Consider the following 26,646-nt stretch of genomic DNA (forward strand, 5'->3'; position numbering starts at 1 on the left):
AAACAAAAGGCATTCCAATCACTTAGGTATGTGGCATGATAATCGCTTTGTTAATGAACGCTTACTTACCCGGGTTGTTTGACCCCTCAATAATATATTTACACTTTTAATCTGGAGGACACCATGTCAGCACAAAAGGCCTTAGACCTTATTAAAGAAACCGAAGCTAAATTTGTCGATTTACGTTTTACCGATACAAAGGGTAAGGAACAGCACGTTTCTATCCCTACTCATCAAGTGACTGAAGAATTCTTCGAAGAAGGCAAAATGTTTGATGGTTCTTCTATCCTTGGTTGGAAGGGCATTAATGAATCAGATATGATTTTAATGCCTGATGGCGAAACTGCTGTACTTGACCCGTTCGCTGAAGAGACACAAATTAACATCCGTTGCGATATTTTAGAACCTATGACAATGCAAGGTTACGACCGTGACCCACGTTCTGTTGCTCGCCGCGCAGAAGAGTATTTAATATCAACTGGCATCGGTGATACTGCATTATTTGGACCTGAGCCAGAATTTTTCTTGTTCGATGACGTACGTTTTCACACTGATATGTCAGGTTCATTTTTCAAGATCGATTCTAGTGAAGCCAAATGGAATTCAGGTGCTGAGTTTGAAGAAGGTAATATGGCTCATCGCCCCGGTGTAAAAGGCGGATATTTCCCCGTTCCACCGGTTGACTCGTCTCACGATACTCGTGCTGCTATGTGCATGGTTATGGAAGAAATGGGATTAACTGTTGAAGCGCATCACCATGAGGTAGCGACTGCAGGTCAAAACGAAATTGCATGTCTTTTTAACACGTTAGTTAAGAAAGCTGATGAAGTCCAAATATACAAATATGTGGTACACAACGTTGCACATGCTTACGGACAAACCGCTACCTTTATGCCAAAACCCCTTGTTGGAGATAATGGGTCTGGTATGCATGTTCATCAGTCTATTTCTAAAAACGGTAAAAACATCTTTGCTGGTGATAAATACGCTGGAATGTCTGAAGAGGCATTGTTTTATATTGGCGGCATTATTAAACATGCTCGCGCAATTAACGCATTTACTAACGCTTCAACCAACTCTTACAAGCGTTTGGTACCAGGATTCGAAGCACCTGTTATGCTAGCTTATTCTGCACGCAACCGTTCTGCTTCTATCCGTATTCCTTTTGTTACTAGCGATAGGGCTCGTCGTATTGAAGTGCGTTTCCCTGACCCAACTGGTAATCCTTACCTAGCATTCACTGCTATGTTGATGGCTGGCCTTGATGGTATCAAAAACAAAATTCATCCTGGTGATTCAATGGATAAAGATCTGTATGACTTGCCTGCAGAAGAGGCAGCTGCCATTCCTCAAGTTTGTAGTTCATTTGAACAAGCTTTGGAAGCCCTTAATAATGACCGTGAATTTTTAACTACCGGTGGTGTTATGTCTGACGAATCGATTGATGCTTATATCGAACTTAAGATGGCTGAAGTACAGACTCTTAATATGACAACTCATCCAGTTGAGTTTGACATGTACTACAGCGTATAGATACGGAGTGTCATTCCCCTATCTTCGATAGTTATTAAAATAAATAACAAGCTCGCTTTTGCGGGCTTTTTTTTATCTATAATAAAGCTACACTTATCTTCGAACTACGAGCAATGAGGCTTATGATTTTGGTTTCGACTTAGTCATTAGTATGGAGGAATATGATTGTGCGTGTATTTTACATTTTTTGTTTATTATTACTATGTATCAGTGTATCTGCAAAAGTGCTGTATAAAACGGTGAAGGCTGATGGCAGTGTGGTTTACAGCGATGTTAAAAATCCAGGATCTGTGCCAGTCAATCTATCCTCAATAAATACGGTTGTTATACCAGCTTTAAATAATGCTTCAAGCCAAACGGCGACCCAAAATATCCGTATAAAAAAAGTCAGACCCGAAGTGCAATACACAGTGTTTATACGTTCACCAGAGGCTGAACAAACATTACGTGATAATGCTGGTGGGGTAAAAATTAGTGTAAGTGTTTTACCAAAAAAATCTGGAAAGTTTCAATTAATTTTTGATGGTCAGATATTTAAAACTCAATCAAAAAGTCAGTTTCAACTAGAAAGTGTGGATAGAGGCGCCCATACAATTAAAGTTAATTTTCTCGACAACTCAGGCAAGATCCTTGCATCGTCAAAGCAGCAGACCTTTTATCTGCAAAAAGCTTCTGCTCTGATCAATGCAAATTAATGAAATAAAGATATTTTATAAAAAATAGTATCTATATCACAGCAGCTAAATAATACTTTGCACTTTATAGGTGCATAAAAAAATGCGTAAAAAGATGCATGAAAGTTGAGTTTATGTCTGAATCCATCACTACTACAAATTTATTAGATAACCTATCAACTGCTGTAGTTGTATTAAACAGTGAATTAATTGTTCAATATGCCAATCATGCTGCACAGGATGTATTTGAACGCAGCTTAAATTTGTTAATTGGTTGTTCACTTAATCACTTTATTGCTTCATCAAGTCTCGATTTTGAGCGATTTCAAAATTCAATGGAATTTGGTGTTGTTTACTCTGATAGTGAAGTCACCTTTAAATTTAATGACGGCCGACATACCCAAGCTGATGTGTCTATTACTAGCATACTGGACAACCAACTATTAGTCGAAATCAGACTTGTCGAACAACAGAAAAAAATTAGCCAAGAAAATCGACAATGGGCCCAACAGCAGGCTGCTAGTGAGTTAGTCCGCGGTTTGGCACACGAAATTAAAAATCCATTAGGTGGTATTAGAGGGGCTGCACAACTGTTAGCTAAACAGCTACATAGCGATGAATTAGAAGAATTTACTCAAGTTATTATCGAGCAATCAGACAGGCTTACCAATTTAGTGGACCGATTACTAGGACCAAACTTGCGTCCAAGTTTCGGCTGGTACAACGTGCATCAAGTACTTGAAAAAGTATGTACTTTGGTGCGACTCGATCCTAGCCATAATATTGCGATTACAAGGGACTATGATCCGAGTATTCCTGACGTCTACCTTGATCAAGATATGATGCAACAAGCCACATTAAATATAGTGCGTAATAGTGTGCAAGTGTTGTCGGAACAACAAAATGTAGTTGGCAAAATACAAATAATTACCAGAATTGAACGCCAAGTGATTATTCATGGTGCTTGTTTTCCATTGTGCGTGAAAATCCAAATTATCGACAACGGACCAGGCATACCTGTAGAACTAAAAAATACACTATTTTATCCTATGGTGACCAGTAAAAAAGAAGGCAACGGTTTAGGTCTATCTATATCCCAAACTCTGATCGGTCATCACCGGGGGAAAATTGAAGTGGATAGTTGGCCGGGTAGAACAGAATTTATTTTATATATACCCATTGATAAAAAGGACCCCTAGACATGAGTGCAGAACCAGTATGGATAGTCGATGACGACAGCTCGATTCGTTGGGTATTACAAAAAGCGTTGGAAGCAGCAAATATTCCTTGTTTCAGTTTTGAAAATCCTCAGGACTTATTACTGCAATTGGAAACAGAACAACCTCCAGAAGTTATTGTGTCAGATATTCGTATGCCACAAATGGATGGAATCGTTTTATTACGCGAAGTGCATAAACGTTTTGAGAATATCCCAGTAATTATTATGACTGCCCATTCTGATCTAGATAGCGCAGTGAATGCCTACCAAAGTGGTGCATTTGAATACCTACCTAAACCCTTCGACATAGATGAAGCAGTGAACTTGGTGCGACGTGCGTTGACGCATGTTCGCGAACAGTCAACTAAAAATCAGCCTCCTGAACTGGTAAAAGCGACAGAGATAATTGGTGAGGCACCAGCTATGCAAGAGGTGTTCAGAGCAGTAGGGCGCTTGTCTCGTTCAAGTATTAGTGTGCTAATAAATGGCCAGTCAGGTACAGGTAAAGAGTTAGTCGCTCACGCACTTCATCGTCATAGCCCTCGTTCAGATAATACTTTTATAGCTCTGAACATGGCGGCAATACCGGCCGACTTGATTGAATCTGAATTATTTGGACATGAAAAAGGTGCATTCACTGGTGCCCAAGCAGCCAGACAAGGGCGTTTCGAACAAGCCAACGGAGGAACCTTATTTTTAGATGAAATAGGTGACATGCCATTAGACGTGCAAACCAGACTATTGCGTGTCTTAGCAGATGGACAATTCTACCGTGTTGGAGGCCATAACCCCGTTACGGTAGATGTCAGAATTATTGCTGCTACTCACCAAAACTTGGAACAACGCGTGTCTGAAGGTAAATTTCGAGAAGATTTATATCACAGATTAAATGTCATACGTATTCATATCCCAACACTAAGTGAAAGACGTGAAGATATTCCCATATTGGCAGCACACTTCTTACAAAAAGCGGCTGCAGAACTAGCCGTTGAGGTAAAATCACTTAATAAAGAGACTAAAAAGATCCTTGCCAACTTACCTTGGCCCGGCAATGTTCGTCAGCTTGAAAATATGTGTCGTTGGTTAACGGTGATGGCTAGCGGACAAGACGTGCTGCCTCATGATCTTCCACCAGAGATAAATCAACAACCCACGTCTATAGAAAAAACAACTCAGTCTGGGGATTGGCGAACATTGTTGGCCAATTGGGCTGACGTTCAACTACAATCTGGTCAAAATAATATTTTGGATGAAGCTATCGCCAGCTTTGAGCGTATATTGTTAGAGCGCGCTTTACACTATACCCATGGGCATAAACAAGATGCAGCCAAGAGATTGGGGTGGGGCAGAAATACTCTGACTAGAAAACTAAAAGAATTGGATATGTGAATTAACTGTGACAACCAGAGTCATTATCTGGTTGTCATTCGAGTTAAAGACATCATTAGTTGCGAAAATATTGGTAGAGATCAATATTCTAATCTTAAAAAGACCTCAGGTAGTTTTTACAACAGCAGAAAAACCTTCGCCGAAAAAGTACAAGAAACCTCTTGGCCTAAGTAATGTGGCCTCTGATGTTGCAAAGGTTACAAAAAATATCACTTGGAAAGTGTTATAAAATTTTGTTGAGTCATTAATAACTTAAGCATGTCAGAACTTGCAACATTGCTTTTATTGACTCTTATGACTAAAAAATACAACTATTTCCCCTTTATCTTGCCCTTTATTTTACCCTTTAATTTGTCAACAACGAAGCCATTCCGCTATTAAATACTTGCATCCACTTGCTAGAAAACTGTCCTTTAGCAATTCGGTTAATTTCAATGACTGCTTTTTTCTTAGGCATCCGTAGATGTGCCTCGTAAGCTCGCGCATGTGTTATGGCGTCAAAGGTGTCTAAAATAGCTAACAGTTTTGCACCTTCGCAAATATCGTCTTCCTTTACTCCTAGCGGATAACCACTGCCATCAATGCGCTCGTGATGCTGCATGACAATTTTACGCGCTTCATTCCATTGATTAAGGTTTTCCAGTAAGCGAGCACTTTTGTAAACATGGGAGCGCATGAGATTAAATTCGACTTCCTCCAGTTTTTCTTGTTTGTGCAAAACAGCAACGGGCATAAAGGCCATACCAAAATCGTGCATATAACAGGCAACGGCAAGTTGGACTTCGTTAATCGGTGAACCTGCAATTTTATTGACATAGCCAGCAAGCTTGGCGATCCTATCGCCCCTACCTTCCCAGTACATAGAGCGTTTTTCTATCGGTTTCATCAATTCACGAAAGAAAACCAGATCTTCACGTTCTTCAGCAGTGATTGTTTTTGGTATACCTGTTGTTGCTATGCTTGAAGGTCCATTCGGTGTTAGGGTTTCAGCTGTATTGTCTTGTTCAGAGCCTAGGTCAAGGCTAGGATCCAGTATCAATACCGCATTGGCTAATAGTTGTTCATGATCAACACCATTTTCAGGCGAAATGCGTTTGATTGCCTCAACAAGTCTTTCAAACATTTGCTTATCATATTCTGCTTGCCCGGTTTGAATACAGCTTTGCACAAATACTTTGACCTTATCCATGATCAATAATACCAAGTCACTCATATTACTGGTGTATTTAATTTGCCCCTTACGTAAGTAATCAAGAAGATCTTCGGCATATTGCAGAAGTGGAATAAGTGGAGAAAAATTGACTAAGCCTAAGTCACCTTTAATTGTATGGATTGAGCGAAATAGAGCACGCTGTAATTCGTTATCTTCTGGCTTCAACTCTAGTTCAATTAAGGTTTGTTCAGTGGCTTCATAAAGTTCGTTAATTTCTTCCAACAGGTCGGTGAGAATATCTTCATCGAGATCTTCATGTTTAAACATTTGCATTGAATGAATAGCCTTAAGGATTAAAAGTGTTTAATTACCTTTTTAGTATCGGCTAATTAAGAATTTAATTCATATATTTGTGTTGTTACAAAAAATATTAAAATACACATTAGCAAATCAAATAGTATAAGTGTTTTAGGTAGTGGATTATATGCGTATACTTTGCATCCTTTTAATCGATGAGGCTATGCATTGTTAGCGCTGTTACGCATAATTGCGATATTCTTTTATTTTTTGTTTATCAACCTATTACTTATATTGATTTGTTTGGTTAGGCCTTTTCATCGCGACAACGTCCATGCTGCGGGTGCTTTGTATAGTTCTGTTTCACGCTTACTAGGATTAAAAATCGAAATCCGGGTACCTGATACTGTTAAAAAAGGTGGTCCATATGTTTACATTGCTAATCACCAAAATAGTTATGATTTACTGACTATCTGCGGCGCTACGCAAAAAGGGACAGTAACTGTAGGTAAAAAGAGCCTTAAGTGGATCCCTGTGGTTGGTCAGATATATTGGTTAACAGGTAATATCATGATTGACCGTAAAAATTCGGGTCGCGCCCATGATACCTTACAGGGTACTGTGCAGAAAATTCAAAAAAAACGTTTGTCTGTGTGGTTTTTTCCTGAGGGTACACGCAGTTATGGGCGCGGATTGTTACCTTTTAAAACAGGTGCGTTCCGTATAGCTGAGGCCACCAATGAACCCATAGTGACCATTACTGCTAGCCGCTTATACGATAAAGTTAAACTTAATAGATGGGATAATGGCACGTTATTAATCGAACTGTCAGAGCCAGAGTTTATGGACGAAAATAAATCTATCAAACAAAACGCTGAGTACTTTCATCAAAAGATGCAACAGCAGATTATAAAAGTAGACGCAGAATTAGACAACAAAATCGGGTAATCCGGTTAGCTCATAGGAATATATTATGAATTCAGAAGACACATCCGAACTAGCAGAATGGCATGAGTTTAACCAAGAAACTATCGAAGCATTGATTGAAGATGGGAGTGATGCCAGTCAAGCACATACCATTGAGTATCACTTTGCTAGCGCTGACTTTGACGTATTAGAAAAAGCGGCTGTTGATGCTTTTAAAGCCGGCTTCGAGGTGGGTGATGCCGAAGAGTTAGAGTTGGAAGACGGTGAAGAAGTTTTTTGTTTTGATGCCGTGGTCGAACGTATGCTGGATGCAAAATTAATCAACCAAGATACAGACAAGCTTTTTGCTATTGCCATCAAACATGATGTAGATTATGACGGCTGGGGCACGTTTTTTATTGAAAAATAGTGATTATTCATTCGGTTGAAAAACAAACTAATGACACAAAAATGTCATTAGTTTGCCTAAAAAATACAGTAAAACTATCATCAAAGCGTCAATAAAAGTTCATCTCAGGTTCACATTACCCATTCATATTACGACCCAGAAAAAACATTAAATGGGTCAATACATAATGAGCAAAAAAACACTATCCAACCTAGCTTTATCTATATCCGTTGCACTGGGTACCTGCGCACTGATGGCGCCTGTCCAAGCGGCAGAAGAATCAGAAGAAAATATGGAATCGATCACAGTTGTTGGTAGAAGCGTATCTTATGCTAACAACCAAACATCAGATGAAATGATGAAGCAGCAAACATCCATGACCAGTGTATTGGCTGCCATTGATAATTTGCCAGGGGTATTAATAAACGAAGGTGATACTTTTGGTGCAGACGATTGGTCCACCAGTATTTCTATTCGTGGTTTCCAAGTTGATTTATCTCAACAGCAGATTGGCATGACTGTAGATGGCATTGCCAATGGTAATTCCAATTATGGTGGCGGCGCCAAAGCTAATCGTTATATTGATACCGAAAACTTAGCCAGAGTCGATGTGTCGCAAGGTACTGCAGATATTGCTTCTCGTTCACATGAAGCATTAGGTGGCACCCTTGATTTTGTTACTATAATGCCTGGTGTAAATGAGCGTTTGATAGTTAGTACTACGTTTGCCGAGTTTGATGGTAGAAAATTCTTTGCACGTTATGAAACAGGCGAAATAGCAAAAGATACTTTTGCATGGTTCAGTCTGTCTAATCAAGAAAGTAGTGACTGGATGGATCAAACTGCTGAAAATGTACGTGACCATTTTGCTGCAAAAGTGATTAGCACAATCGGTGACGTTAATTTGACTGCTTATGCATCTTACGACGATACCCATGAAGACAATTACCAACGTATCTATGGTTTGTCGCAATTTGAACAAAATTCTAGCTGGGATCAACTGACTAGCGAGTGGACAGGTATCCCTTACCAAGACCAAGCTTATCGTCGTGGTTGGTCTACGTTAAGAGAAAACTTTTTTACGTACCTGAAGGCTGACTTTACTGTTGGTGAAGTAGCTTTTAGTACCAATGTTTATTATCACAATAACGAAGGTCGTGGTGATTGGGTGCCACAATATGTAGTTGATCTAGTTGATGATGGTGAAGGCAATGGACATTCAGAATTGGTATCAGGAAATACTGTTTATGGTGGCGGTGCTTTAGGCCAAATTACCTTTGTAGATAGGGGAGGTGTATCGTTGCCTATTGGTGACAAGACTAGTTGTGCATCATTGACGTTTCCTTATGGGGGAAGTCGCAACGATGATCCTAGTACGCCAGATGTCGACGAATCTAGAAATCTAAATTATGATCCAAACTGTTTTGCAGATGGCGCTATTCCAGTCGGTTCATATCGCACGACTAATTATGAAAAATCACGTATTGGTATCAATGGTGACTTTATATGGGATGCGCGTATAGCCGATATGGACAATACGCTACGCGGTGGTTTCTGGTACGAAGATTACACGCGTGATGAAAATCGTAGCTGGCAGAAAATCATTGATTCGGCGACTAGTTACCGTTTTGATGAAACCCCTTATTGGGTTCAGTATGATCGCGAATTCCCAGTAGAAACCACGATGTTTTACCTTGAAGACCAACTTGATTTAGGTTTTGCTAAAGCTCACCTTGGTATTAAGCAGTTTTTTGTTGATGTGTCGAAAAATGACAGATTTAATGCAAGCAACGATCAGGGCGTATCTTCGGATTCAGACTTACTCTTCTCAGCCGGTTTTGTGGCACCCTTACCTGTTAACGGTCTTGAGTTGTTCGCTGGTTTTGCACAAAACTATGCTTCAATCAAAGATGCGGTGCTAGAGCGTGATGATTCTGATTTAAGTTTGGTTAAACCAGAAACTGCGGACAACTTCGACCTGGGTCTGCGTTATTCTTCGAGAGACGTAAGCGCTAGCTTGACTTATTACGCCACTAAATTTGACGACCGGATCAATTTTGTGAGTAATGAAACTGTAACAGGTATCGACTTTTTAGAGTCCGCTGCTGGTGGTTATATCAATGACGGTGGCATAGAGTCGACTGGCTTTGAAGCATCGTTAAGCTACCAACTTTCTGAAAACTTCAGCGTGTATGGGTCATATACCAACAATGATTCAGAATATACCGACGCAGAGTATTTAGGTAACGGCGTAATCGGTGCCGCTGAACAAATGGGTGTAGTCAGCATCGATTGGGTACGCGGTAACCATTCTGCTGGCCTAAGCACCAAATATGTTGGCGAACGTTGGATAAATCAAGCGAATACTGCTGCTGTAGAAGCGTATACCGTCAGTGATTTTTACTTTGGTACTTCCATTGATGACTTAGGCAGCAGTGTTGAGTCGATTGACATTAACTTCACCATCAACAACCTGTTTGATGAAAGTTACCTTGGTACCATTGCCACTAATGCAGCATGGATAGGAGCTCCTCGTACAGTTGCCCTAAATCTAAAAGCCGCGTTTTAAATAAATTTTTCCTGTGTGCCCTTTTGGGACGAGCTTATGCTCGTCCTTTTTTTTTGCCTAATAAGAGTGAATTTGAAATGAAATTAATCTTTTTTTTTGGTTTATGTTGTTTTGTCTTAACGAGTAAAGCTGCCGATAATTTAATACTGGTCAGTATTGACGGACTGCGTTGGCAAGAAGTATTTCAGGGGTATCAGGATGATGTGCTTGATTTAGAAACATTTAAGGAACAAAAAGCGGGATTAGTTAAACAGTTTTCAGGCACAAATGCTGAGAGTAAACGTCAGAAGTTGATGCCTTTTTTATGGAATGTATTGGCAAAAGAAGGGGTCTTAATAGGTAATCGTAAACTTGGTTCACAGATGCAAGTCACCAATGGTTATTGGTTTTCGTATCCAGGTTACAATGAGTTGTTAACAGGAAAAGCTGACCCGAACATTGATTCAAATAAAGCCATCGACAATCCCAATGTCACTATATTGGAATGGCTAAACAAACAATCACAATACCAAGGGAAAGTCGCTGCTTTTGGCAGTTGGGATGTGTTTCCTGCTATTATTAATCGGACACGCAGTGGTTTACCTATTAATGCGGGTTTTGAATCTGCCGATTGGGCAGGTTTATCAGATAAAGCTCAATGGTTAAATACGTTGCAAACTCAGATCCCCAGTCCTTGGCATAATGTGCGTTTAGATGCCTTTACCTTGGGTTTTACTAAAGAATATATCTTGGCACATCAGCCAAAAGTGATGTATGTGTCACTAGGTGAAACAGATGACTTTGCTCATCAAGGTAATTACCCTGAATACTTGCGGGGTGCTAACCGAGCCGATAAATTTATTGCTCAGTTGTGGACATTGTTGCAATCAATGGAGCAGTACCAAAACAATACCAATCTGATTATTACAGTGGATCACGGTCGTGGGGACTCAGCACAGTCATGGCAACACCATGCCAGCCCAAAGGCTGTGAAAGGTTATTTAAACGGATTAAAACAATATCAGGATGGCATACCCGGTGCAGATCAGATTTGGCTAGCCGCCATGGGGCCAGATGTGAAAGGATCAGTTGAAAGCCAGCAGACCTCAGACTTCTCCTTGGATCAAGTCGCGGCGACTGCCGTGCAGTTGCTTGGATTCGACTATCAGCAATTTGCAACGGACATTGGCCAACCCTTGCCGATAATCAAACAAAGGTAAATCATCATGAAATGTATCACTATCTGTATTTTCTTTTTGATCACAATTAGTTCAACAGTGGCGACTAAGCAGGTATCTGATGTGCCGATTAAAATTCTATTTGGCTCATGTTTACACCAGGATAAGCCTCAACCTATCTGGCAAGCGATGAACCAAGAGCGAGCCGATTTGTTTGTATTACTTGGGGATAATGTTTATGGCGATACTGAAGATATGCAGGAGTTAAAAGCCAAATATGCCAAACAGTGGGCAACGTCAGGAATGCAAACCATGTTGGCGAATACTCTGACTATTGGTATATGGGATGACCATGACTTTGGTGAAAATGATGCTGGTTCAGAATACCCACAAAAAGAAGCGTCTCGGCAGATTATGCTTGATTATTTTAATGTGCCTAAAGATAGCCCAAGACGCACTAGAGTCGATGGTATTTATACCAGTCATGTATTAACTCAAGCCGATATAACAGTGCAGATCATATTGCCCGACCTTCGTTGGAATCGAAGCCCTCTTGAATCAGTGGGCAGGCTTAAATATATGCTCAGCAAAGCACCTAATGATTTAGGACCTTATATACCCAGCAAAGATGAAGCGACCACTATGCTTGGCGAAACCCAATGGCAGTGGTTAGAACAACAATTACAACAACCTGCAGATGTGCGTGTTTTAGCGACTAGTTTACAATTTCTACCTGAGTTTTCTGGATGGGAATCGTGGGCAAACTTACCCCATGAAAGACAACGATTTTTAGCCTTGCTTGATAAATATCAAATAGATAACTTGGTGATTGTTAGTGGCGATACTCATTGGAGTGAATTCAGCCAAATAACCCGAAATAACCAAAAGTTATTGTGGGAAATGACAGCCTCTGGCCTTACTGAAGAATGGAAAAATGTCAGCCCCAATCAACATAGGGTAGGGGAGAGTTATGCCAAGGCAAACTATGGTGTGATTGAACTATCAGGTAAACAATTAACCATGAGCATTAAAGATGTGTCTGGCAATACCGTTATGTCACACACAATCGAACTATAATATCGAACTATAAAATCGAACTGACAAACCCTGGTCTTCAAAGGTAGACTTATACGTCACTCCCCTTATTTGGAATCACATATGAGAACGTGTTGCCTAGGTTTTATCTTAATGTTACTGAATATCATCACTGCACAGGCCACAGAGAATGATGCAGAAATGACTATTGCTGATTCACACGTGCGGCTTTTACAATCTGATATTGTCAAACAAGAATACCAACTGCTGATTAAAACACCCGCCAGTTATGGGCAATCAGATAAAACTTATCCCGTCATCTATTTTCTCGACGCTCAATGGGATTTCCCTTTGATGGTCTCTACCTATGGGCAATCTTATTATGATGGTTTTATACCAGAAGCCATTTTAGTCGGTATTCAGTGGGGCGGTGAAAATCCCGACCCAAATGTATTACGCGCTAGAGACTTCACCCCAAGTAATATGACTGGAGTCCCCCACTCTGGTGGTGCGGCGAAGTTTTTGCAATTTATCAAACAAGAGCTTATTCCTTTTATAGGCAGTGAATATCAAAGCAATGACAATCGATTATTAATGGGCAGTTCATATGGTGGCTTATTTACTTTGTATGCGCTGTTCAATGAACCTAATTTGTTTCATGGTTATATCCCAACGTCATCAGCATCAGGATGGGATGCTAATCATCTTTATTCTTACGCCAAGGTTTACACCGAGAAGAAACTGACTCATCCAATCAGGCTGTATTCCGCAATAGGGGAATTCGATGACTTTATGCCAGCCTTTGATGCACTGTCAGATTTTTTTGAAGAACAGTCTTTCAAAGGTTTGTCTTTCAAATTCGAACGCCTTGCAGGTTTAGGTCATGCCAGTTTAAAAAGTGCCGGGAATACGTGGGGATTACATTATGTTTTTTCCAGGCCCAAGGTGGCTATTAGCAACGAACAGCTTTTACAGTTTGTTGGACAGTACCGAGGCAGCCAATCTAATACCTTAGCTAAGGTACTGCTGGAAAAAGGGCAACTTCATATTCAATTTGATGGCAAAAAACATCCACTTTTTGCTAGTGCTGAACTGCAGTTTTATCAAGAAGGTGAGTTTTTAAATGCCAATTTTGACTCAGCAATGGATCCCCAAAAAATGACCATAAAAAACTTCTTTGGTATTAAAAACTTTTTACGAATTGAATGATATTGGATTAAATTTGGGCTGATAGTCCTTTAAAAATAATCTGTAATAAAAATTATTTTTAAAGGACTACTCATACAATCACTTTATTTTTAGGGACAGATGTATGCTGGCAGTGAAAGAACTCAGCAAATCCTATGCAGCAGAACCTGCACTTTCGAATGTATCGTTTAGCTTGAATCGCGGTGAAGTGGTTGCACTATTGGGTGCCAATGGCTCTGGTAAAACCACAACAGTGCAATCGATTTGTCGTTTGATTGAATGGGACCAAGGGGAGATTTTCATTGATAATATCGATACCCGAACGTCGACATCTTTTCTAAAACAGATAGGGGCGGTATTGGGGGGATGTAGAAATACTAACTGGCGTCTGACAGCCAAACAAAACGCTGATTATTTTGCCCGGTTACGGGGCTTCTCAGGTTCATCCATTCGAAAAAACATCGAAAAACTTCACACCGCGCTTGGGCTTGATGAACACGCTAAAAAAGAAGTGATGAAGCTTTCCACAGGTAATAAACAAAAAGCGGCGTTACTGTGCGCGTTAAGTTACTCACCTGACTTTGTGTTGTTAGACGAACCCACTCTTGGCTTGGATTTTAATACGGTTAACGATCTGCAGCGTATCATCAAAGATCGAGTGGAGGTTGCAGAGCAGGGGTTTTTAGTGACCAGTCACGACCTAGGCTTTATCGACAAAATTTGTGACCGAGTGGTAGTGTTAGATCACGGAAAGTTATTGTTTGAAGGCTCACTAGATACTCTTAAAGCACGCTTGTTTAAGTATGAACTTACTATCGAGCTCAAACAGCCAATAGAGCTGTCTATATTGAATAACCTCTGGGCTGGTCGCTTTGATCTGCAACTAGATCAGCAAACCATCAAAGTGAATTATGGATCCCCTGAGCAAAGTTTGGTGATGCTGCACTACTTGCACGAACATAATATTCAGCCGCTACAGCTACAAATTGATAGTTTATCAATGGAAAAAGCCTATCAGACCTTAGTGCAACAAAAGGACGTGAAATGAACACCCACCTATTCGTTAATGAAATGCGGTTACAGTGCTACGAAATGCGCCAATACTGGTTTGAAACACTAAGTGGATTAATTTTTATCACTGGTGTCTTCTTAGGGCTTTTTTATGGCATCAAAAGTTTTGTGCTGGAACAAGGCGACGGCCAATCTTTAGATGGATTATTGTTTGGTTATTTACTTTGGACATTTGCAGCAGGTGCTTACGGCTCAATCACAAAAAGTGTGGTTGAAGATACTCAAAAAGGTTACCTCGAACAATTGTTTTTGTGCCCCAATGGATTTATCAGTTTGATGTTATATCGCTCGTTATCAGACAGTATCGTTGGTCTTGTGTTCTTAACAGTGATTGCCTATGTCGTAATGGCGATTACGGGAAACTGGTTAACTATCAATTTTGGCTATTTTTATGGAATTTTGTTGTTGGCGGCGCCTTCGTTGGTGGGATTTGGATTGATGATCAGTGGTTTGGCTTTGCTATTTAAACGGGTTGAAACGGTAGGTGCAATGCTGACTTTGGCGTTAATGGGTCTTGTCGCCTTAGACGGTTTACCCTTGAATGCTTTTACGTTCTTACCCTTTGTTTCTGGGGCATCGCTGGCTCGAGATGTAGTGTTAGATCAAAATGCTTTAAGATTGGATTACGTGCTGATTGTGATCGCCAATTCATTGGTTTACCTAACGGGTGGGATTTATATGTTTAAGGCATTTGAAAAACAAGCTAAAAAACGAAATTTGATTGGTCAGTACTAATATTTATTTACTAAGGCTTAAAAGGCAGAACAAGATATGCAGTGCGCCAAAATAAAAATGAACTTAGTGACCCTGAAGGCGCTATTATAAATGCCTTTATTATTAAACGGTGTCTGAAAGCAATGACTGCGATTTTAATCATTGATTAACGGTTCAAAGCTGTTCTTCAAAATCCTTAACCTTTACGCCTATCCAATCTGTGTCAAATATAATACTGTCGACGAGTTTTTGTGCATCATCTAAGTTTGAATCTTTCATTCTTTTGTGCAGTTTAAAATATTGAGTATTTATGCCAGGATCATTATCTATATATTCTGCATATAAGCCATACCAAACAGCCGCTTTGAAATTATTTTCGTTTTTTAAGTAATATCGTATATAAAACTCAAAGATTTCTGGACTGAGCTCATTTAAAAATATAGTACGATTAAGTTGTAAATCAGCAATTTCTTTGGCCTCACCCATACTGCGAGTCGAGGCTTCAGCCAACATAGCAAAGTAAACATCTTTATGTACGTTTTCTGTCATCGTCACACCATTAACCATGGATTCCCAATAATCATTATTACTAGTCTTCCTATACAACCATAAATTGATCTCAGGTCTTACCCCTTTTGTTTCTTTGACTATTTTATTTTGGTAGTCACCTATATTGGCTATAGAGTAAAAACGAGATACCTCATCAGATTTACGCTTTACACTTTTCGCTAAAACAGCATTTTCAAGGCATACCTTGTAATCATCAAGGGCTTTAAGGGCAGCATAACCATTTTCCACGCTTTTGTTTCTTTTTTGGATAACAAGTGAGGTAATAGAGCTAGACCTTTGTATGCTGCACATAGCGCCATCATGTGTTAAGTCACATATTTCTTTATTCTTTTTATCACTACATATCATAACGGTCGTGCCAATAAAGTCTTCGCTACCCTTCTTTGAACAAGAATTTAAAAACATAGATATAAAAATAATTAGGACTAGATTACGCATTATGTTTTAACAAATTATTGATCCTTGAATATCTAAATAATAAACGCTATCCACGATCTAAACAATGGGAAACACGCTGACACATTGTTTACATTTTCAGTCTTAATTAATTACATTACTTATTTAAAGTATGATCAGTGGTGGCATTAGTTATTTTCGCTTGGTGTCATCATCACCTGACTGATATCGTGATATCTGTTTTGCTTGAGATAGTAGTAATGACGGCTAATTTTATCGTGCAGCAACGACTTCGAAGAATTGTTAATGAGCTGACCAGTGTAAACTGGAATGATGGGTTGCCTACTTGTTTATTTAGCGGTAATAGGCACTCTATAGGATTGAGTAAACGTTAATCAGGATGAAGTTTATCAACGAGTTTTTTTGTTGGTTTAAAAGGTAATTAAGCAACCCAGGTTTTGGGTTGCTTAATAAAATTAGTCGTTGTTATGCAAGCTAGAGTTCAAACCGCCCCATTTCGTTGAATCAGCGACAACTGCTTCAACCTTTCCTGATTGGCTATTGCGTCGAAATAATAACCCGTTCATGCCTGATAATTGACGAGCAGCGACGACTTCGCCATCTGGCGTGGTGACTTTAGTACCAGCTGTAACATACAGTCCAGCTTCAACAATACAATCGTCACCTAAAGAAATACCCACGCCAGCGTTAGCACCTACCATACTATTTTTGCCGATAGCATTAATGGTTTTACCGCCACCAGATAAAGTGCCCATAGTAGAGGCTCCACCACCTATGTCAGAGCCATCACCCACTACGACACCTTGTGATATGCGACCTTCAATCATTGAGCTACCTAACGTACCGGCATTAAAGTTAACAAAACCTTCGTGCATTACCGTTGTACCAGATGCAAGGTGTGCACCCATGCGAACTCGATCAGCGTCGCCAATACGCACCCCTTCTGGAATAACGTAATCAACCATTCTTGGAAACTTATCAATAGAAGTCACGGCTAAGTGGTGAGCTTCAGTGGCAATCAACTCTCTTAATTCTTCGACTTTGTTGGGTAAAACAGGTCCTGCAGATGTCCAAGCTACATTCGTTAATAAACCAAACACACCCTCAAGATTAATGCCGTTAGGTTTAACAGCACATTCTGATAACAAATGAAGACGTAAATAAGCATCTTCAGCAGATTGTGGTGTTACATCTATATCTAAGCTAATTTCGACAAATTCGCCCTTAATTAAACCGACTTTACTGGCTAAGCAGTGACGCTCAATTTTTTTATTGCTGCGAGGAAACCATACATCAAGAGTTTTGCCACTTTCGACATCGATATATCGGTGTCCATTACGTGTGATTGTCATTGTTGTGTCCTAAATAGGGGTTGTTAATATGAACCTATTATTACGTGAATTGAGCTTTACCGCAGCCAGTATTTGTTTATAGGTTATGCCAAATCAAGGCTTAATGATTTTGTTACAAAGATATATCTAGTTTTTTGTGTGGATTACCTAATTCTATTATCTTTTGGTTAACCGGAAAGTTGTGTAAATCAAATTCTACTCCTCTACTATCTGGGTTGGCCCCAGCTTCATCAAAGTAACAAAAAGTCATTATTTGACTAAATGAATTAGTTTGCCACAAATAACAGCGGTCAAATCCGCTATGCATTAAAGCATAATCTTCTGTACCTTTGACCCACTTTGAACTTCTAGAAATATTACGCTTTTGAAGATACTCGAGTCCTAAAGGATGCAACTGGCTTTTGCCTTGTAGATCATTAATAAACTTGTCTAATGGTATGTCATCGTTGTTTTCATCGCTTAAATCATAAGCTTGTTGCATAGTTAAGGGGGGGCCAAATTTTTCGACGGCTGCAATAAATGTTTGTTCGCGTATTGGGGTTATACTCATATAGGCGTCTTGCAAGTAATAAGTACCTGTAGCTTGTTGAATAAAACCGTTGTGTTTATCGAAGTACAGCTCTACTTTTTGCTCCAAGCGGGTATTTTCATAAGGTTGGTAAAAACTAAATTTAATTTTGTCACTTACAGTTCCTCCCCGAATATTTCCCAACCGACCACCTTTAGCATCAAGGTCTATTGCTTGTTGCAAAACGTTATCGCCGATTTTCACACCTTTAATTGATAACACCGTATCGATTTTTTGATTAGTGCCATTTAAAGATAGAGAGTTTGACTTGTTAAAGCGTTCGAGACCGCGCAATGCTTCGAAAGGATGAGACTGCGTCTGTGACCAACCCAAGGGTGATGCCAAGACTGTCAGCAAACTACTTATTAACACAAAACGTTTAACCACTTTTATTAACTCCTGATTGATCAAATATCGCGGTTTTTTATATACCGCTATGAATCACGTAGCCATTTAGTCTACGCTATTAAGACTGATGAAACAGCAGGACGTAAGTCCTTACATTTTTTATGTTTTTAGCATGATTTATTTTGCTAATGTATAGTGTGTATTATAAATTTATTTGGAGTTGAGTTACTTGATAGCTAACTTTTTTTATGGCATGAATTTGCCAAAAATTCATGCCATTACGAGACTAGGACTGGCAAGTCTGGTACTTCTGACATTACCAGCATATGCCAAATACACAGATATTTTTACACCACACCAGATTGAACTTAGTTTTAATGTTAATCAACCGATATTAGTTGCTGACGTCTTACCACAAGCCGGAACAGAATTATTGGTGGTTGGTGTTGATGACAAACAACAGCGTATTCTTGCTATTTATTTCTTTGATACACGAAACAATACCTTCATTGAGCAGGACAAGATCAATATTGCAGACAATGTTTTTGCCTATGATGTGGGCGAACCTCAACAAGACGGCTTGCAGCGTTTGTACCTTTTAGACAAAGCAGAGGTGCATCGTTATGTACCGGCCCACTTATCACATCAAGCAGCTTGGGTGAAGGCAGAGTCAGTTTCATCAATGTATGTTGGCGATAAGGCAGATTCGTTCAGGAAGATGGATTTTATTCAAGATGTAAATAACGATGGTCTTGATGACATTATACTGCCGAACTTTGAACAACTTAATTTATGGATGTCCGGTTGTTGTGGTGCTAGGCACCCACAAAGCTTACCAATTGCGGCACGCATTGAAATGAACGAAAGTAGTGTCAGTTACGACGATCAGGCGCTCTACTTTCAGGATATGAACCTAGATAATAAAGTAGATTTGGTAACAGTAGAGCAAGGTCAACTGAATATTTTCACACAAAACGAAAACATGCAGTTTTCTCCCATTCCTATAAAAATAAAAATTAATAAATCTATTTATGCCGTCGATTGGTGGGACATGAAAGGTCCAGATGGACAGGAGATGGACCAAAGTGATATTCAACATCGAGTTGTAAGAGCAATTGATGATTTTAATGGTGATGGCATCCCGGATTTCGCTTTGCAGTTTACAAAAAGCTCTGGTGTATTAGATAAGACTATCGATTTTGAGTTTTTTTATGGAGCATTAACCGAAGGAAAATTGAGCTATTCAGATCAAGCAAGTACCAACATCACGTCTGAAGACACTCTGTCTAACTTAACATTTTTAGACAGGGACATGGATGGTAAAAAGGAAGTGTCGGTATTGTCTTTTGATATTGGTATCTCTCAAATAGTGGGCGCTTTGTTATCCGGAAGTATCGACCAAGATGTGTTGATTTTTTCTATGGATGAAAATAATCTTTTTGGCGAAAAACCCTTGGTTAGCCAAGAAGTGGAAATTACCTTTAGTCTGTCTTCAGGCTCAAGAGGTCAGCCTTTGGTTAAAATGATTGATATTAATGGCGATGCAGTCAAAGATATTGTGTATTCGGATGGCGAGGACATGATCCGAGCATTGCTAGCCACTCCAAATCAGAAGAAACCCTACGCTAATCGTTCATTGCGTCAAAAAATTTCTATACCTAAAAACCCATTTAATGCGGCCTCCGAAGACCTTAATGCAGACGGGAAGTCAGATTTAGTGTTACATCATGGCCCTGCAGATAGCGACGAACTTTTAAAGAGAGTGCTTATTTTAATAGCTAACTGACATTATTACTGTTGCCAATAGTGTCTGCATTTTAAAACCTTTAATATTTTTGTACAAAGGACTGCACTTAGCGCAGTTATTGAATCATCAATTGTCGTCCACTTATGACAATTCTTTTTTTGATATTTTACGAGATTGATAATTCAGGTAAATTAGGCTCAAAAACACACTGTTTTTTGTTGCATCCTGATTTGTTTGTTTTATCGGAATCGATGATGATATTGTCATTAGGTGCGAAGACATGATGTTGTAAAGCTATTTGATCACAGTTTGCATATTGCCTGTCGGCTCGATTCAAAATATTTGAGGCACCTGTTGGTTATTGGTTATTGGTTAACGTTATCACAAGCAAAAATTAGTTTCGTGAAACTAAAAATATGGTGATAGAAAGTTATCAATGTTGTGTGTTGAGCATCAATGGTTTTTATTCCGTGTTTAACTTTACACTAACCTTTATTTTAATAACCTCTGACTTTATCGATACGTGTCGCCATTTATACTTGTTTTGCCTGAGAATATGTTTTTTTCGAAGTCATTTCAGTGTTAACACAAAATTTGTTAGTTTCTTAGATATCATTATGAGGAATAAAGTTGATATCATAGGCATAGGCTGTTGAGTAACACAGACCATAACGGTATGTGTAGTATTATTATGGAACCAACACTTAGTGTTGTTGGATTTAGGGTTTAATGAAGATACCAAAAAGATTACAACCACTTGCAGACGATGGTCTGATAGATGAAGTGCTTTATCAACTAATGAGTGGCAAAGAAGCTACTGTGTATGCGGTGCAGTGCGGTACTGAAGTACGTTGTGCTAAAGTGTATAAAGAGGCAATGAAACGCAGTTTTAAAAAGGCTGCGCAATATCAGGAAGGCCGTAAAGTAAGGAATACGCGCCGTGCCCGTGCTATGGAAAAAGGCTCTAAGTTTGGTCGTAAACAGCAAGAAGATGCGTGGCAAAATACAGAAGTAGACGCTTTATTTAAATTGGCTAAGGCCGGGGTAAGAGTTCCTGAACCTTACGGTTGTTATGAAGGCGTGTTACTTATGGAGTTAGTCACAGATGACAATGGCGAGGTAGCACCCAGACTTAACGATGTATCTATGTCCGCAGAGCAAGCAATTGAAGATCACGCTTTGGTGATGGTTTATGTAATGCGCATGTTATGTGTGGGTTTGATACACGGTGACTTATCTGAGTTTAATGTGCTGGTGGACGATTACGGTCCGGTGATCATTGATTTACCTCAAGTGGTGGATGCGGCAGCTAACAACAATGCCTTTAGTATGTTGCAGCGTGACGTACGTAATATGAGTGAATATTATGGCCAGTTCGCCCCTGAACTGACAAAGACGTATTATGCTGAAGAAATGTGGGCTTTGTTTGAAGCAGGCGAATTAACAGCTGAAACTGCATTAACAGGGCATTACTTGTTACCTGACGATGACGCTGACGTAGGTTCGGTATTAGAGGAAATCAAAGCCGCTTTTGCTGAAGAACAAGAACGTCAAGAAAGAGTCAAAGAAGCCAACGAACCTCTTTAGTTTTTCTCATAAATTAATGAACAATTAACTCAATTGCTGTCTTTTAAGCTAAAAGTTAGGTTATGATTTTATGATAGAACGGGTCCTACGAAAGTAACCTCAACATCAGCAAATGGTTACTAGGGGCTCATAAGAGTATTTTAATTAAACCCTTGCAAAAGGGATTGATATAGTTGCGAAATTAAAAAATTAGTCCAACGTTCCTCAATGAGCGCAGAAATGGTTTTTTCTTAGTCTGTCCTTAGCCTTTAGGGACCATTAATAAACGTTGAGACAATAGGTCGGTGTTTTTTTAAATGCTAAGCGGTGTCTAATAAAGAATTTCAGGTCGGCTGCTCGTAGTGTTTTGTCAGAGCTATTGCAAACGAAACAGGTGGTTTGTTTTCGTATTTATTATCTGTGCTTCCTGAAACAGCCATTTTACTAATCACGTCATGTTCCAATATGGCTGTATCAATTTCTTCTGGAAACAGACTATCGTCATCGTGAATCATTATTTCTTTGACGAGGCCAATAACATTAATGTGGCCTCGCGCATCTAAACATTTCAGATCACCCGAATGCAGAAAATCCTCGTTGAAAATTGTTGCCCAACTTACTTGCGGATTGTCATTGTAGCCAAATATTACGCTGGTGGCCCAAACATAAGCTTCACCTTGTTAATCTCCCGGTACTATTGAATTAGTTTGGGGTGTGCAGATTGAAACTTAAGCATGTGCTGCAGGTTGAGTTACTATCTCAATAATGTCTATTACGTGTCTTCAAACCATGTTTGCGTCAACATAGGTGATATCTTCGTTTGACCGTGAATGATTTGAATAGGTACATTAGTTACAGTTTCATGACAACGTTTAAGTACAGCTATTAAAACGCCAATCATGACCCGCTTTATTGAAAATAAATCGCAGTTCGAGGGACGCACTTCGTCGTTCAGGGATACTCACATAGTGGATAAACTTAGTATGAACTTAGTATGAAAAGGGTGTATTCACGTTCAGTTGTATTCGTCAGGATCGTTAGTTTAGACATCAATGCAAGCAACATGGTTGCCGGATTTTTAGGTGCGCAGCACAGAAATAGCGTCTTCTATTGTATAAAATAAAAATATATTATGAATAAATGTGTGCCTTGTTCTAGCTCACTATGATGAGTCAGGAGGCTTTTGGAAAACCGGTTGTGCTAGATGTATATCAAATTTTTGGGGGTACTCGATTTGGTAGTACGAAGTTCGCAGTCTACCTCACTAGTCTAGGTAACATTATGGTCAGTTATCAAAATGCGGTGTGTAGTACTTAAGTTCAAATCACACACTACGTTTGCGAGCTTTTATAAAAGTTGCCACAAAAATAAGCAACATAATTAAGCAACATAATAGATAGACTCAGAACAAGACCGTAAGTCAGCTTGAGTAAATCATTCGATAATATTGTTAGTAATTTTGCATACATCCATAATCGACCGATCTCTCTTGATTAATCTAACACTTTAAAATCAGATTGGCTCGGCATGATAAATTTACTGTTGACACTCTCAACGTATCACCAAAAGTCCTTGGGATGAGTTCAGATCACACTGGTCGGTGAAATAGGACTCTGTCAATTCAATTCGTAAACGGATAGCGGCTTTGTTGGCATCGAACTTTTAATTTTATTATAAATTTCATCACTACCTTACAACCATCTCACAACCATGCAATGGGAAACGTATTTGAGTGATATTTACGAGGGAAAATAGGTGTGTGCGAATATTTTATAAAAAGTACAATAGTTGGCTTAAATTGTCTCATGGACAACCTTGGAGAAGTTCTTCATTGATTCTGATGATTTTGTTTGGCGACTCATTATTATTCGTTGATTAAGAGGTTACAAGTTTGGCAGGTATAACAAATTGAAGAAGATAGTCAAAGAGAGTCTGCAGAGTATATTTTTCATTAATTATTTACAGGGTGCTCCCCACTTTTTTATGAAAGTGATGTTAATTTTCTATAAATAATTGTTTTTAAATGAAAAATTTAGTGATGATAATGGCAAGTAATGACTCAAAAAACCATTTCGCATTTGCATATCTTGTTAACCGATAACTGCTGTTTATTACCCATTCTCAGTAATTTTTAAATACTGTGCTATGCTACTTCACTATAATTTCTTGGAATATCAAGGAATGAGGTCTTAAAGCAGACAATTTCTAGGCGAGAACGTCATATCATTTTTGACGGATTATCGCTGAGAGGTGAAAGTGTGTCACTGTTGATAAGCACCTTGCTTAAAACCAGCATATAAACTTTTTTAGGCTCAGTTCGATTGACTAAGTCGAAGGAACACAATAAAACGAGGATACACATGTATCAAACAAACCGACCCGTTAAAACAGCACTCACCATGGCAATCGCTCTCGCATTGAGCAATGGCGCCGTTCAAGCTCAGGAAAAGAGTCAGCTTGAAGAAAAAGAAACAAAGAGCGAACGCCAGCTCGAAAAGATAGTCATTACATCTACACGTCGATCAGAGAACCAACAAGTTGTGCCGATTGCTGTACAAGCGATAAGTGGTGACAAACTTCAACAACTAGGAATCGACAGTTTTGAAGATTATATTGCGTTTTTACCAGGTGTTACCTCTGATGGTCAAGGTCCCGGTAAGCAAGAAACTTACATCCGTGGGGTATCAGCAGGTCGTGCCGCTGTCAGGATTTCTGGAATAGGCGGTGAGCCAAGTGTAGCCTTTTATCTTGACGAAGCACCGATTACCACACCTGGCCGTAATATTGATTTATATGCAGCTGACTTACAACGGGTTGAAGTTCTAAAAGGACCTCAGGGTACCTTATTTGGTGCTAGTTCGCAGGCAGGTACAGTTCGTCTTATCACAAATAAGCCCGAATTAGACCGATTCAGTGCAGGTGGCGAGATAGGTATGTCTTCCACTAAAAATGGCGGCATGAGCAATAAATCTGAAGGTTTCGTTAATATCCCTGTTGTAGAGGATACTTTTGCACTTCGTCTTGCTGGTTACAGCTCTACAGATGCAGGGTTCATTGATAATGTTCTTGCTACGAACAGCTTACCACTGACAAATCCAGGATTGGGAGGACGTGTACCTGAGATCCGACAGGAAGTCACTAATTCTACGTTTGTAGAAGATGATTACAATGAAGCCACGCACAGAGGCATGAGAGTCAGTGCATTATGGCAAATTAATGACGACTGGGATGTATTAGTTCAGCATACAAGTCAACAGCTTGATACTGAAGGTTCTTTTGAATATGACCCGACAATCAGTGACGATGATGATTTAAATGTCGCAACCTTCTCACCCACTAAAGGTGACGATGAGGTGAACCTCACGCAGTGGACAGTCAATGGCATGCTTGGCGGGCTTGAAGTGATCTACAACGGCTCATTCACAGACCGAACGTTTCAAGGTCAAAGTGACTATACCGGTTATGTCGACGTCGGTCCCTTTGTTCCATATTATATCTGTACCTACCCAGCCTATGATGAATGTTTTAGTCCTGTAATGACCACAACTGAAAAATTCGAAACGGAACGTGCGGTCCACGAAATTCGTTTTGCAACCAACGAAGATGATCGTTTTCGTGCAATTGGTGGTGTTTTCTATGATGACCAGCAACTCAACTTTTTAACAGACTTCACTTATGCTGGGTCTATTGAAGCAGGTTTCTCACCAAACTTTCCCATACCGGGCGCCTTTACTAATACCGATGGCAGTGCTCGTCCCGCTGGCGTTACATTCGTTAATGATTTTCAATCAGATCGTGAAGAAATATCGATATTTGGTGAACTAGCTTACGATGTGACTGACGATGTTACCGTTACCGTTGGTGCACGTCGGTACGAGATTGATATAGGTTTGATGGGACAGTCGTCATTTGGACAACGGGCTGCCGGCCCCGAAGCTAATGGTGGATCAAATGTGGATGCAAGATTGGAAGGTCTGAGCCCTGCAACATTGTCAGGAACCATTTTTAAAGGAAATGTTCGTTGGAAAATGAATGCTGATGCGATGTTTTATGGAACCTATTCTGAAGGTTTCCGAGGCGGTGGATTCAATCGCGCAGCTGGCATTGGTGGTATTCCTGCTACTTTTGATACCGATGATGTAGTGAGTCTTGAATTTGGCTGGAAAACTTCATGGCTCGATAATTCTTTGCGTTTTAATGGTGCCATCTACAACGTTGACTTCAGTGACCTTCAGCAAGGGATCCTAGATTTCTCTATAGCCAACACCTCATTTTTTGATAATGTTGGAACGGCTGAAATTAATGGTCTTGAATTTGAACTTGACTGGGCGGCAAACGACTTCTTAGATGTGTTTGGTTCATTTAGTTATATCGACTCAGAGTTGACTGAGATCCCAGAGACGCTTGTAAATATTGCACCTGTAGGGTCAAGTTTGCCTTACGCACCAGAGTACGAAGCAGTGATTGGAGCGCGTTTCTACCAAGACATTGGCGAATTTTCTGCTGTCTATCAAGGCGTTTATAAGTGGGTTGATTCTCGGTTTAATAGCTTAGCTGCTAATGGTCGTGTTGAGTTGCCGTCTTATAATCAGCTCAACCTGTCAGCTAGTATTTCAAAAGATGACTGGAGAGCCACGTTCTTTATTGACAATGCAACAGATTCTCTTGGGCAAGTCGCAGCGGGTTCAGCTGATAATGTTTTCAGAGTTTCTCCAACTCGACCTCGTACTGCGGGTGTTAGAGTGAGCTTTGCGTACTAGCATT

Annotated in this window: 22 protein-coding genes; 16 read left to right on the top strand and 6 right to left on the bottom strand. The window is 39.7% G+C overall.

The features are described 5' to 3' along the window. The first annotated feature begins 123 nt into the window (after window positions 1-123). From glnA to glnG, 4 genes are all read left to right on the top strand, one after another. The gene (gene glnA / locus QZ562_RS00570) at window positions 124-1,533 is read left to right on the top strand and encodes a glutamate--ammonia ligase (RefSeq protein ID WP_293755477.1); all 1,410 of its coding nucleotides are present in this window, start codon (window positions 124-126) and stop codon (window positions 1,531-1,533) included. Between the two features lie 161 nt (window positions 1,534-1,694). Beyond that, a complete protein-coding gene (locus QZ562_RS00575; protein WP_293755479.1) occupies window positions 1,695-2,228 on the top strand; it encodes a DUF4124 domain-containing protein in 534 nt (177 codons plus the stop codon). 113 nt (window positions 2,229-2,341) lie between these two features. Then, window positions 2,342-3,406 (top strand): nitrogen regulation protein NR(II), encoded by a 1,065-nt coding sequence (glnL, locus tag QZ562_RS00580; protein ID WP_293755481.1) that lies wholly within the window; start codon window positions 2,342-2,344, stop codon window positions 3,404-3,406. Between the two features lie 2 nt (window positions 3,407-3,408). Next, window positions 3,409-4,815 (top strand): nitrogen regulation protein NR(I), encoded by a 1,407-nt coding sequence (glnG, locus tag QZ562_RS00585; protein ID WP_293755483.1) that lies wholly within the window; start codon window positions 3,409-3,411, stop codon window positions 4,813-4,815. A gap of 346 nt (window positions 4,816-5,161) precedes the next feature. Here the strand turns inward: glnG and QZ562_RS00590 are convergent, their stop codons facing one another. Further along, window positions 5,162-6,301: an HD domain-containing phosphohydrolase gene (locus QZ562_RS00590; RefSeq protein ID WP_293755486.1), complete on the bottom strand. Its 1,140-nt coding sequence runs from the start codon at window positions 6,299-6,301 to the stop codon at window positions 5,162-5,164. 192 nt (window positions 6,302-6,493) lie between these two features. Here QZ562_RS00590 and QZ562_RS00595 point away from each other — a divergent pair, with 192 nt between their 5' ends. From QZ562_RS00595 to QZ562_RS00630, 8 genes are all read left to right on the top strand, one after another. Next, the gene (locus QZ562_RS00595; protein WP_293755488.1) at window positions 6,494-7,213 is read left to right on the top strand and encodes a 1-acylglycerol-3-phosphate O-acyltransferase; all 720 of its coding nucleotides are present in this window, start codon (window positions 6,494-6,496) and stop codon (window positions 7,211-7,213) included. A gap of 25 nt (window positions 7,214-7,238) precedes the next feature. Then, entirely contained in the window at window positions 7,239-7,601 is a 363-nt protein-coding gene (rraB, locus tag QZ562_RS00600; RefSeq protein ID WP_293755490.1) for a ribonuclease E inhibitor RraB, read from the top strand. 151 nt (window positions 7,602-7,752) lie between these two features. Further along, entirely contained in the window at window positions 7,753-10,149 is a 2,397-nt protein-coding gene (locus QZ562_RS00605) for a TonB-dependent receptor (RefSeq protein WP_293755492.1), read from the top strand. Between the two features lie 77 nt (window positions 10,150-10,226). Next, entirely contained in the window at window positions 10,227-11,348 is a 1,122-nt protein-coding gene (locus QZ562_RS00610; RefSeq protein ID WP_293755494.1) for an alkaline phosphatase family protein, read from the top strand. A gap of 6 nt (window positions 11,349-11,354) precedes the next feature. Next, entirely contained in the window at window positions 11,355-12,383 is a 1,029-nt protein-coding gene (locus QZ562_RS00615; RefSeq protein WP_293755497.1) for an alkaline phosphatase D family protein, read from the top strand. Between the two features lie 111 nt (window positions 12,384-12,494). Further along, window positions 12,495-13,550, top strand: a complete 1,056-nt coding sequence (locus tag QZ562_RS00620; RefSeq protein WP_293755500.1) for an alpha/beta hydrolase-fold protein — start codon at window positions 12,495-12,497, stop codon at window positions 13,548-13,550. Between the two features lie 103 nt (window positions 13,551-13,653). Continuing rightward, window positions 13,654-14,577: an ABC transporter ATP-binding protein gene (locus QZ562_RS00625; RefSeq protein WP_293755502.1), complete on the top strand. Its 924-nt coding sequence runs from the start codon at window positions 13,654-13,656 to the stop codon at window positions 14,575-14,577. Next, complete coding sequence (locus tag QZ562_RS00630; protein WP_293755505.1) at window positions 14,574-15,335, top strand: ABC transporter permease; 762 nt, start codon at window positions 14,574-14,576, stop codon at window positions 15,333-15,335. Before QZ562_RS00625 ends, QZ562_RS00630 begins: the two co-directional genes overlap by 4 nt. A gap of 153 nt (window positions 15,336-15,488) precedes the next feature. Here the strand turns inward: QZ562_RS00630 and QZ562_RS00635 are convergent, their stop codons facing one another. Further along, window positions 15,489-16,322, bottom strand: a complete 834-nt coding sequence (locus QZ562_RS00635) for a DUF2989 domain-containing protein (protein WP_363315308.1) — start codon at window positions 16,320-16,322, stop codon at window positions 15,489-15,491. Window positions 16,323-16,462: 140 nt separating this feature from the next. Here QZ562_RS00635 and QZ562_RS00640 point away from each other — a divergent pair, with 140 nt between their 5' ends. Further along, window positions 16,463-16,675: a hypothetical protein gene (locus QZ562_RS00640; protein ID WP_293755507.1), complete on the top strand. Its 213-nt coding sequence runs from the start codon at window positions 16,463-16,465 to the stop codon at window positions 16,673-16,675. A gap of 81 nt (window positions 16,676-16,756) precedes the next feature. Here QZ562_RS00640 and QZ562_RS00645 read toward each other — a convergent pair whose 3' ends face one another. After that, the gene (locus QZ562_RS00645; RefSeq protein WP_293755509.1) at window positions 16,757-17,653 is read right to left on the bottom strand and encodes a DapH/DapD/GlmU-related protein; all 897 of its coding nucleotides are present in this window, start codon (window positions 17,651-17,653) and stop codon (window positions 16,757-16,759) included. A gap of 112 nt (window positions 17,654-17,765) precedes the next feature. Next, a complete protein-coding gene (locus QZ562_RS00650) occupies window positions 17,766-18,608 on the bottom strand; it encodes a hypothetical protein (RefSeq protein ID WP_293755512.1) in 843 nt (280 codons plus the stop codon). A 190-nt stretch (window positions 18,609-18,798) separates the two neighbouring features. Between QZ562_RS00650 and QZ562_RS00655 the strand changes: the two genes are divergently transcribed. Together QZ562_RS00655 and QZ562_RS00660 are read left to right on the top strand one after the other, a co-directional pair. After that, window positions 18,799-20,355 carry a VCBS repeat-containing protein gene (locus QZ562_RS00655; RefSeq protein ID WP_293755515.1) on the top strand — a complete coding sequence of 519 codons (1,557 nt, stop codon included), beginning with the start codon at window positions 18,799-18,801 and terminating at the stop codon, window positions 20,353-20,355. Between the two features lie 690 nt (window positions 20,356-21,045). Then, window positions 21,046-21,903 (top strand): PA4780 family RIO1-like protein kinase, encoded by an 858-nt coding sequence (locus tag QZ562_RS00660; protein ID WP_293755518.1) that lies wholly within the window; start codon window positions 21,046-21,048, stop codon window positions 21,901-21,903. Window positions 21,904-22,226: 323 nt separating this feature from the next. Here QZ562_RS00660 and QZ562_RS00665 read toward each other — a convergent pair whose 3' ends face one another. Both QZ562_RS00665 and QZ562_RS00670 read right to left on the bottom strand, forming a co-directional pair. Beyond that, window positions 22,227-22,397, bottom strand: a complete 171-nt coding sequence (locus tag QZ562_RS00665) for a hypothetical protein (RefSeq protein WP_293755521.1) — start codon at window positions 22,395-22,397, stop codon at window positions 22,227-22,229. 257 nt (window positions 22,398-22,654) lie between these two features. Further along, window positions 22,655-22,783 (bottom strand): hypothetical protein, encoded by a 129-nt coding sequence (locus QZ562_RS00670; protein ID WP_293755523.1) that lies wholly within the window; start codon window positions 22,781-22,783, stop codon window positions 22,655-22,657. A 1,459-nt stretch (window positions 22,784-24,242) separates the two neighbouring features. On the opposite strand from QZ562_RS00670, the gene QZ562_RS00675 reads away from it, so the two are divergent. Next, on the top strand, window positions 24,243-26,642 hold the full coding sequence (locus QZ562_RS00675; RefSeq protein ID WP_293755525.1) for a TonB-dependent receptor: 2,400 nt from the start codon (window positions 24,243-24,245) through the stop codon (window positions 26,640-26,642). Window positions 26,643-26,646: the final 4 nt, after the last annotated feature.

This window comes from uncultured Paraglaciecola sp. (assembly GCF_913058035.1).
Classification (GTDB): Bacteria; Pseudomonadota; Gammaproteobacteria; order Enterobacterales; family Alteromonadaceae; genus Paraglaciecola.

What these genes read in the sequence shown, in the direction of transcription:
- glnA (WP_293755477.1), top strand. Translation starts at nt 124, where the DNA reads ATGTCAGCACAAAAGGCCTTAGACCTTATTAAAGAAACCGAAGCTAAA.
- QZ562_RS00575 (WP_293755479.1), top strand. Translation starts at nt 1,695, where the DNA reads ATGATTGTGCGTGTATTTTACATTTTTTGTTTATTATTACTATGTATC.
- glnL (WP_293755481.1), top strand. Translation starts at nt 2,342, where the DNA reads ATGTCTGAATCCATCACTACTACAAATTTATTAGATAACCTATCAACT.
- glnG (WP_293755483.1), top strand. Translation starts at nt 3,409, where the DNA reads ATGAGTGCAGAACCAGTATGGATAGTCGATGACGACAGCTCGATTCGT.
- QZ562_RS00590 (WP_293755486.1), bottom strand. Translation starts at nt 6,301, where the DNA reads ATGCAAATGTTTAAACATGAAGATCTCGATGAAGATATTCTCACCGAC.
- rraB (WP_293755490.1), top strand. Translation starts at nt 7,239, where the DNA reads ATGAATTCAGAAGACACATCCGAACTAGCAGAATGGCATGAGTTTAAC.
- QZ562_RS00605 (WP_293755492.1), top strand. Translation starts at nt 7,753, where the DNA reads ATGGGTCAATACATAATGAGCAAAAAAACACTATCCAACCTAGCTTTA.
- QZ562_RS00610 (WP_293755494.1), top strand. Translation starts at nt 10,227, where the DNA reads ATGAAATTAATCTTTTTTTTTGGTTTATGTTGTTTTGTCTTAACGAGT.
- QZ562_RS00615 (WP_293755497.1), top strand. Translation starts at nt 11,355, where the DNA reads ATGAAATGTATCACTATCTGTATTTTCTTTTTGATCACAATTAGTTCA.
- QZ562_RS00620 (WP_293755500.1), top strand. Translation starts at nt 12,495, where the DNA reads ATGTTACTGAATATCATCACTGCACAGGCCACAGAGAATGATGCAGAA.
- QZ562_RS00625 (WP_293755502.1), top strand. Translation starts at nt 13,654, where the DNA reads ATGCTGGCAGTGAAAGAACTCAGCAAATCCTATGCAGCAGAACCTGCA.
- QZ562_RS00630 (WP_293755505.1), top strand. Translation starts at nt 14,574, where the DNA reads ATGAACACCCACCTATTCGTTAATGAAATGCGGTTACAGTGCTACGAA.
- QZ562_RS00635 (WP_363315308.1), bottom strand. Translation starts at nt 16,322, where the DNA reads ATGCGTAATCTAGTCCTAATTATTTTTATATCTATGTTTTTAAATTCT.
- QZ562_RS00645 (WP_293755509.1), bottom strand. Translation starts at nt 17,653, where the DNA reads ATGACAATCACACGTAATGGACACCGATATATCGATGTCGAAAGTGGC.
- QZ562_RS00660 (WP_293755518.1), top strand. Translation starts at nt 21,046, where the DNA reads ATGAAGATACCAAAAAGATTACAACCACTTGCAGACGATGGTCTGATA.
- QZ562_RS00665 (WP_293755521.1), bottom strand. Translation starts at nt 22,397, where the DNA reads ATGATTCACGATGACGATAGTCTGTTTCCAGAAGAAATTGATACAGCC.
- QZ562_RS00670 (WP_293755523.1), bottom strand. Translation starts at nt 22,783, where the DNA reads ATGATTGGCGTTTTAATAGCTGTACTTAAACGTTGTCATGAAACTGTA.
- QZ562_RS00675 (WP_293755525.1), top strand. Translation starts at nt 24,243, where the DNA reads ATGTATCAAACAAACCGACCCGTTAAAACAGCACTCACCATGGCAATC.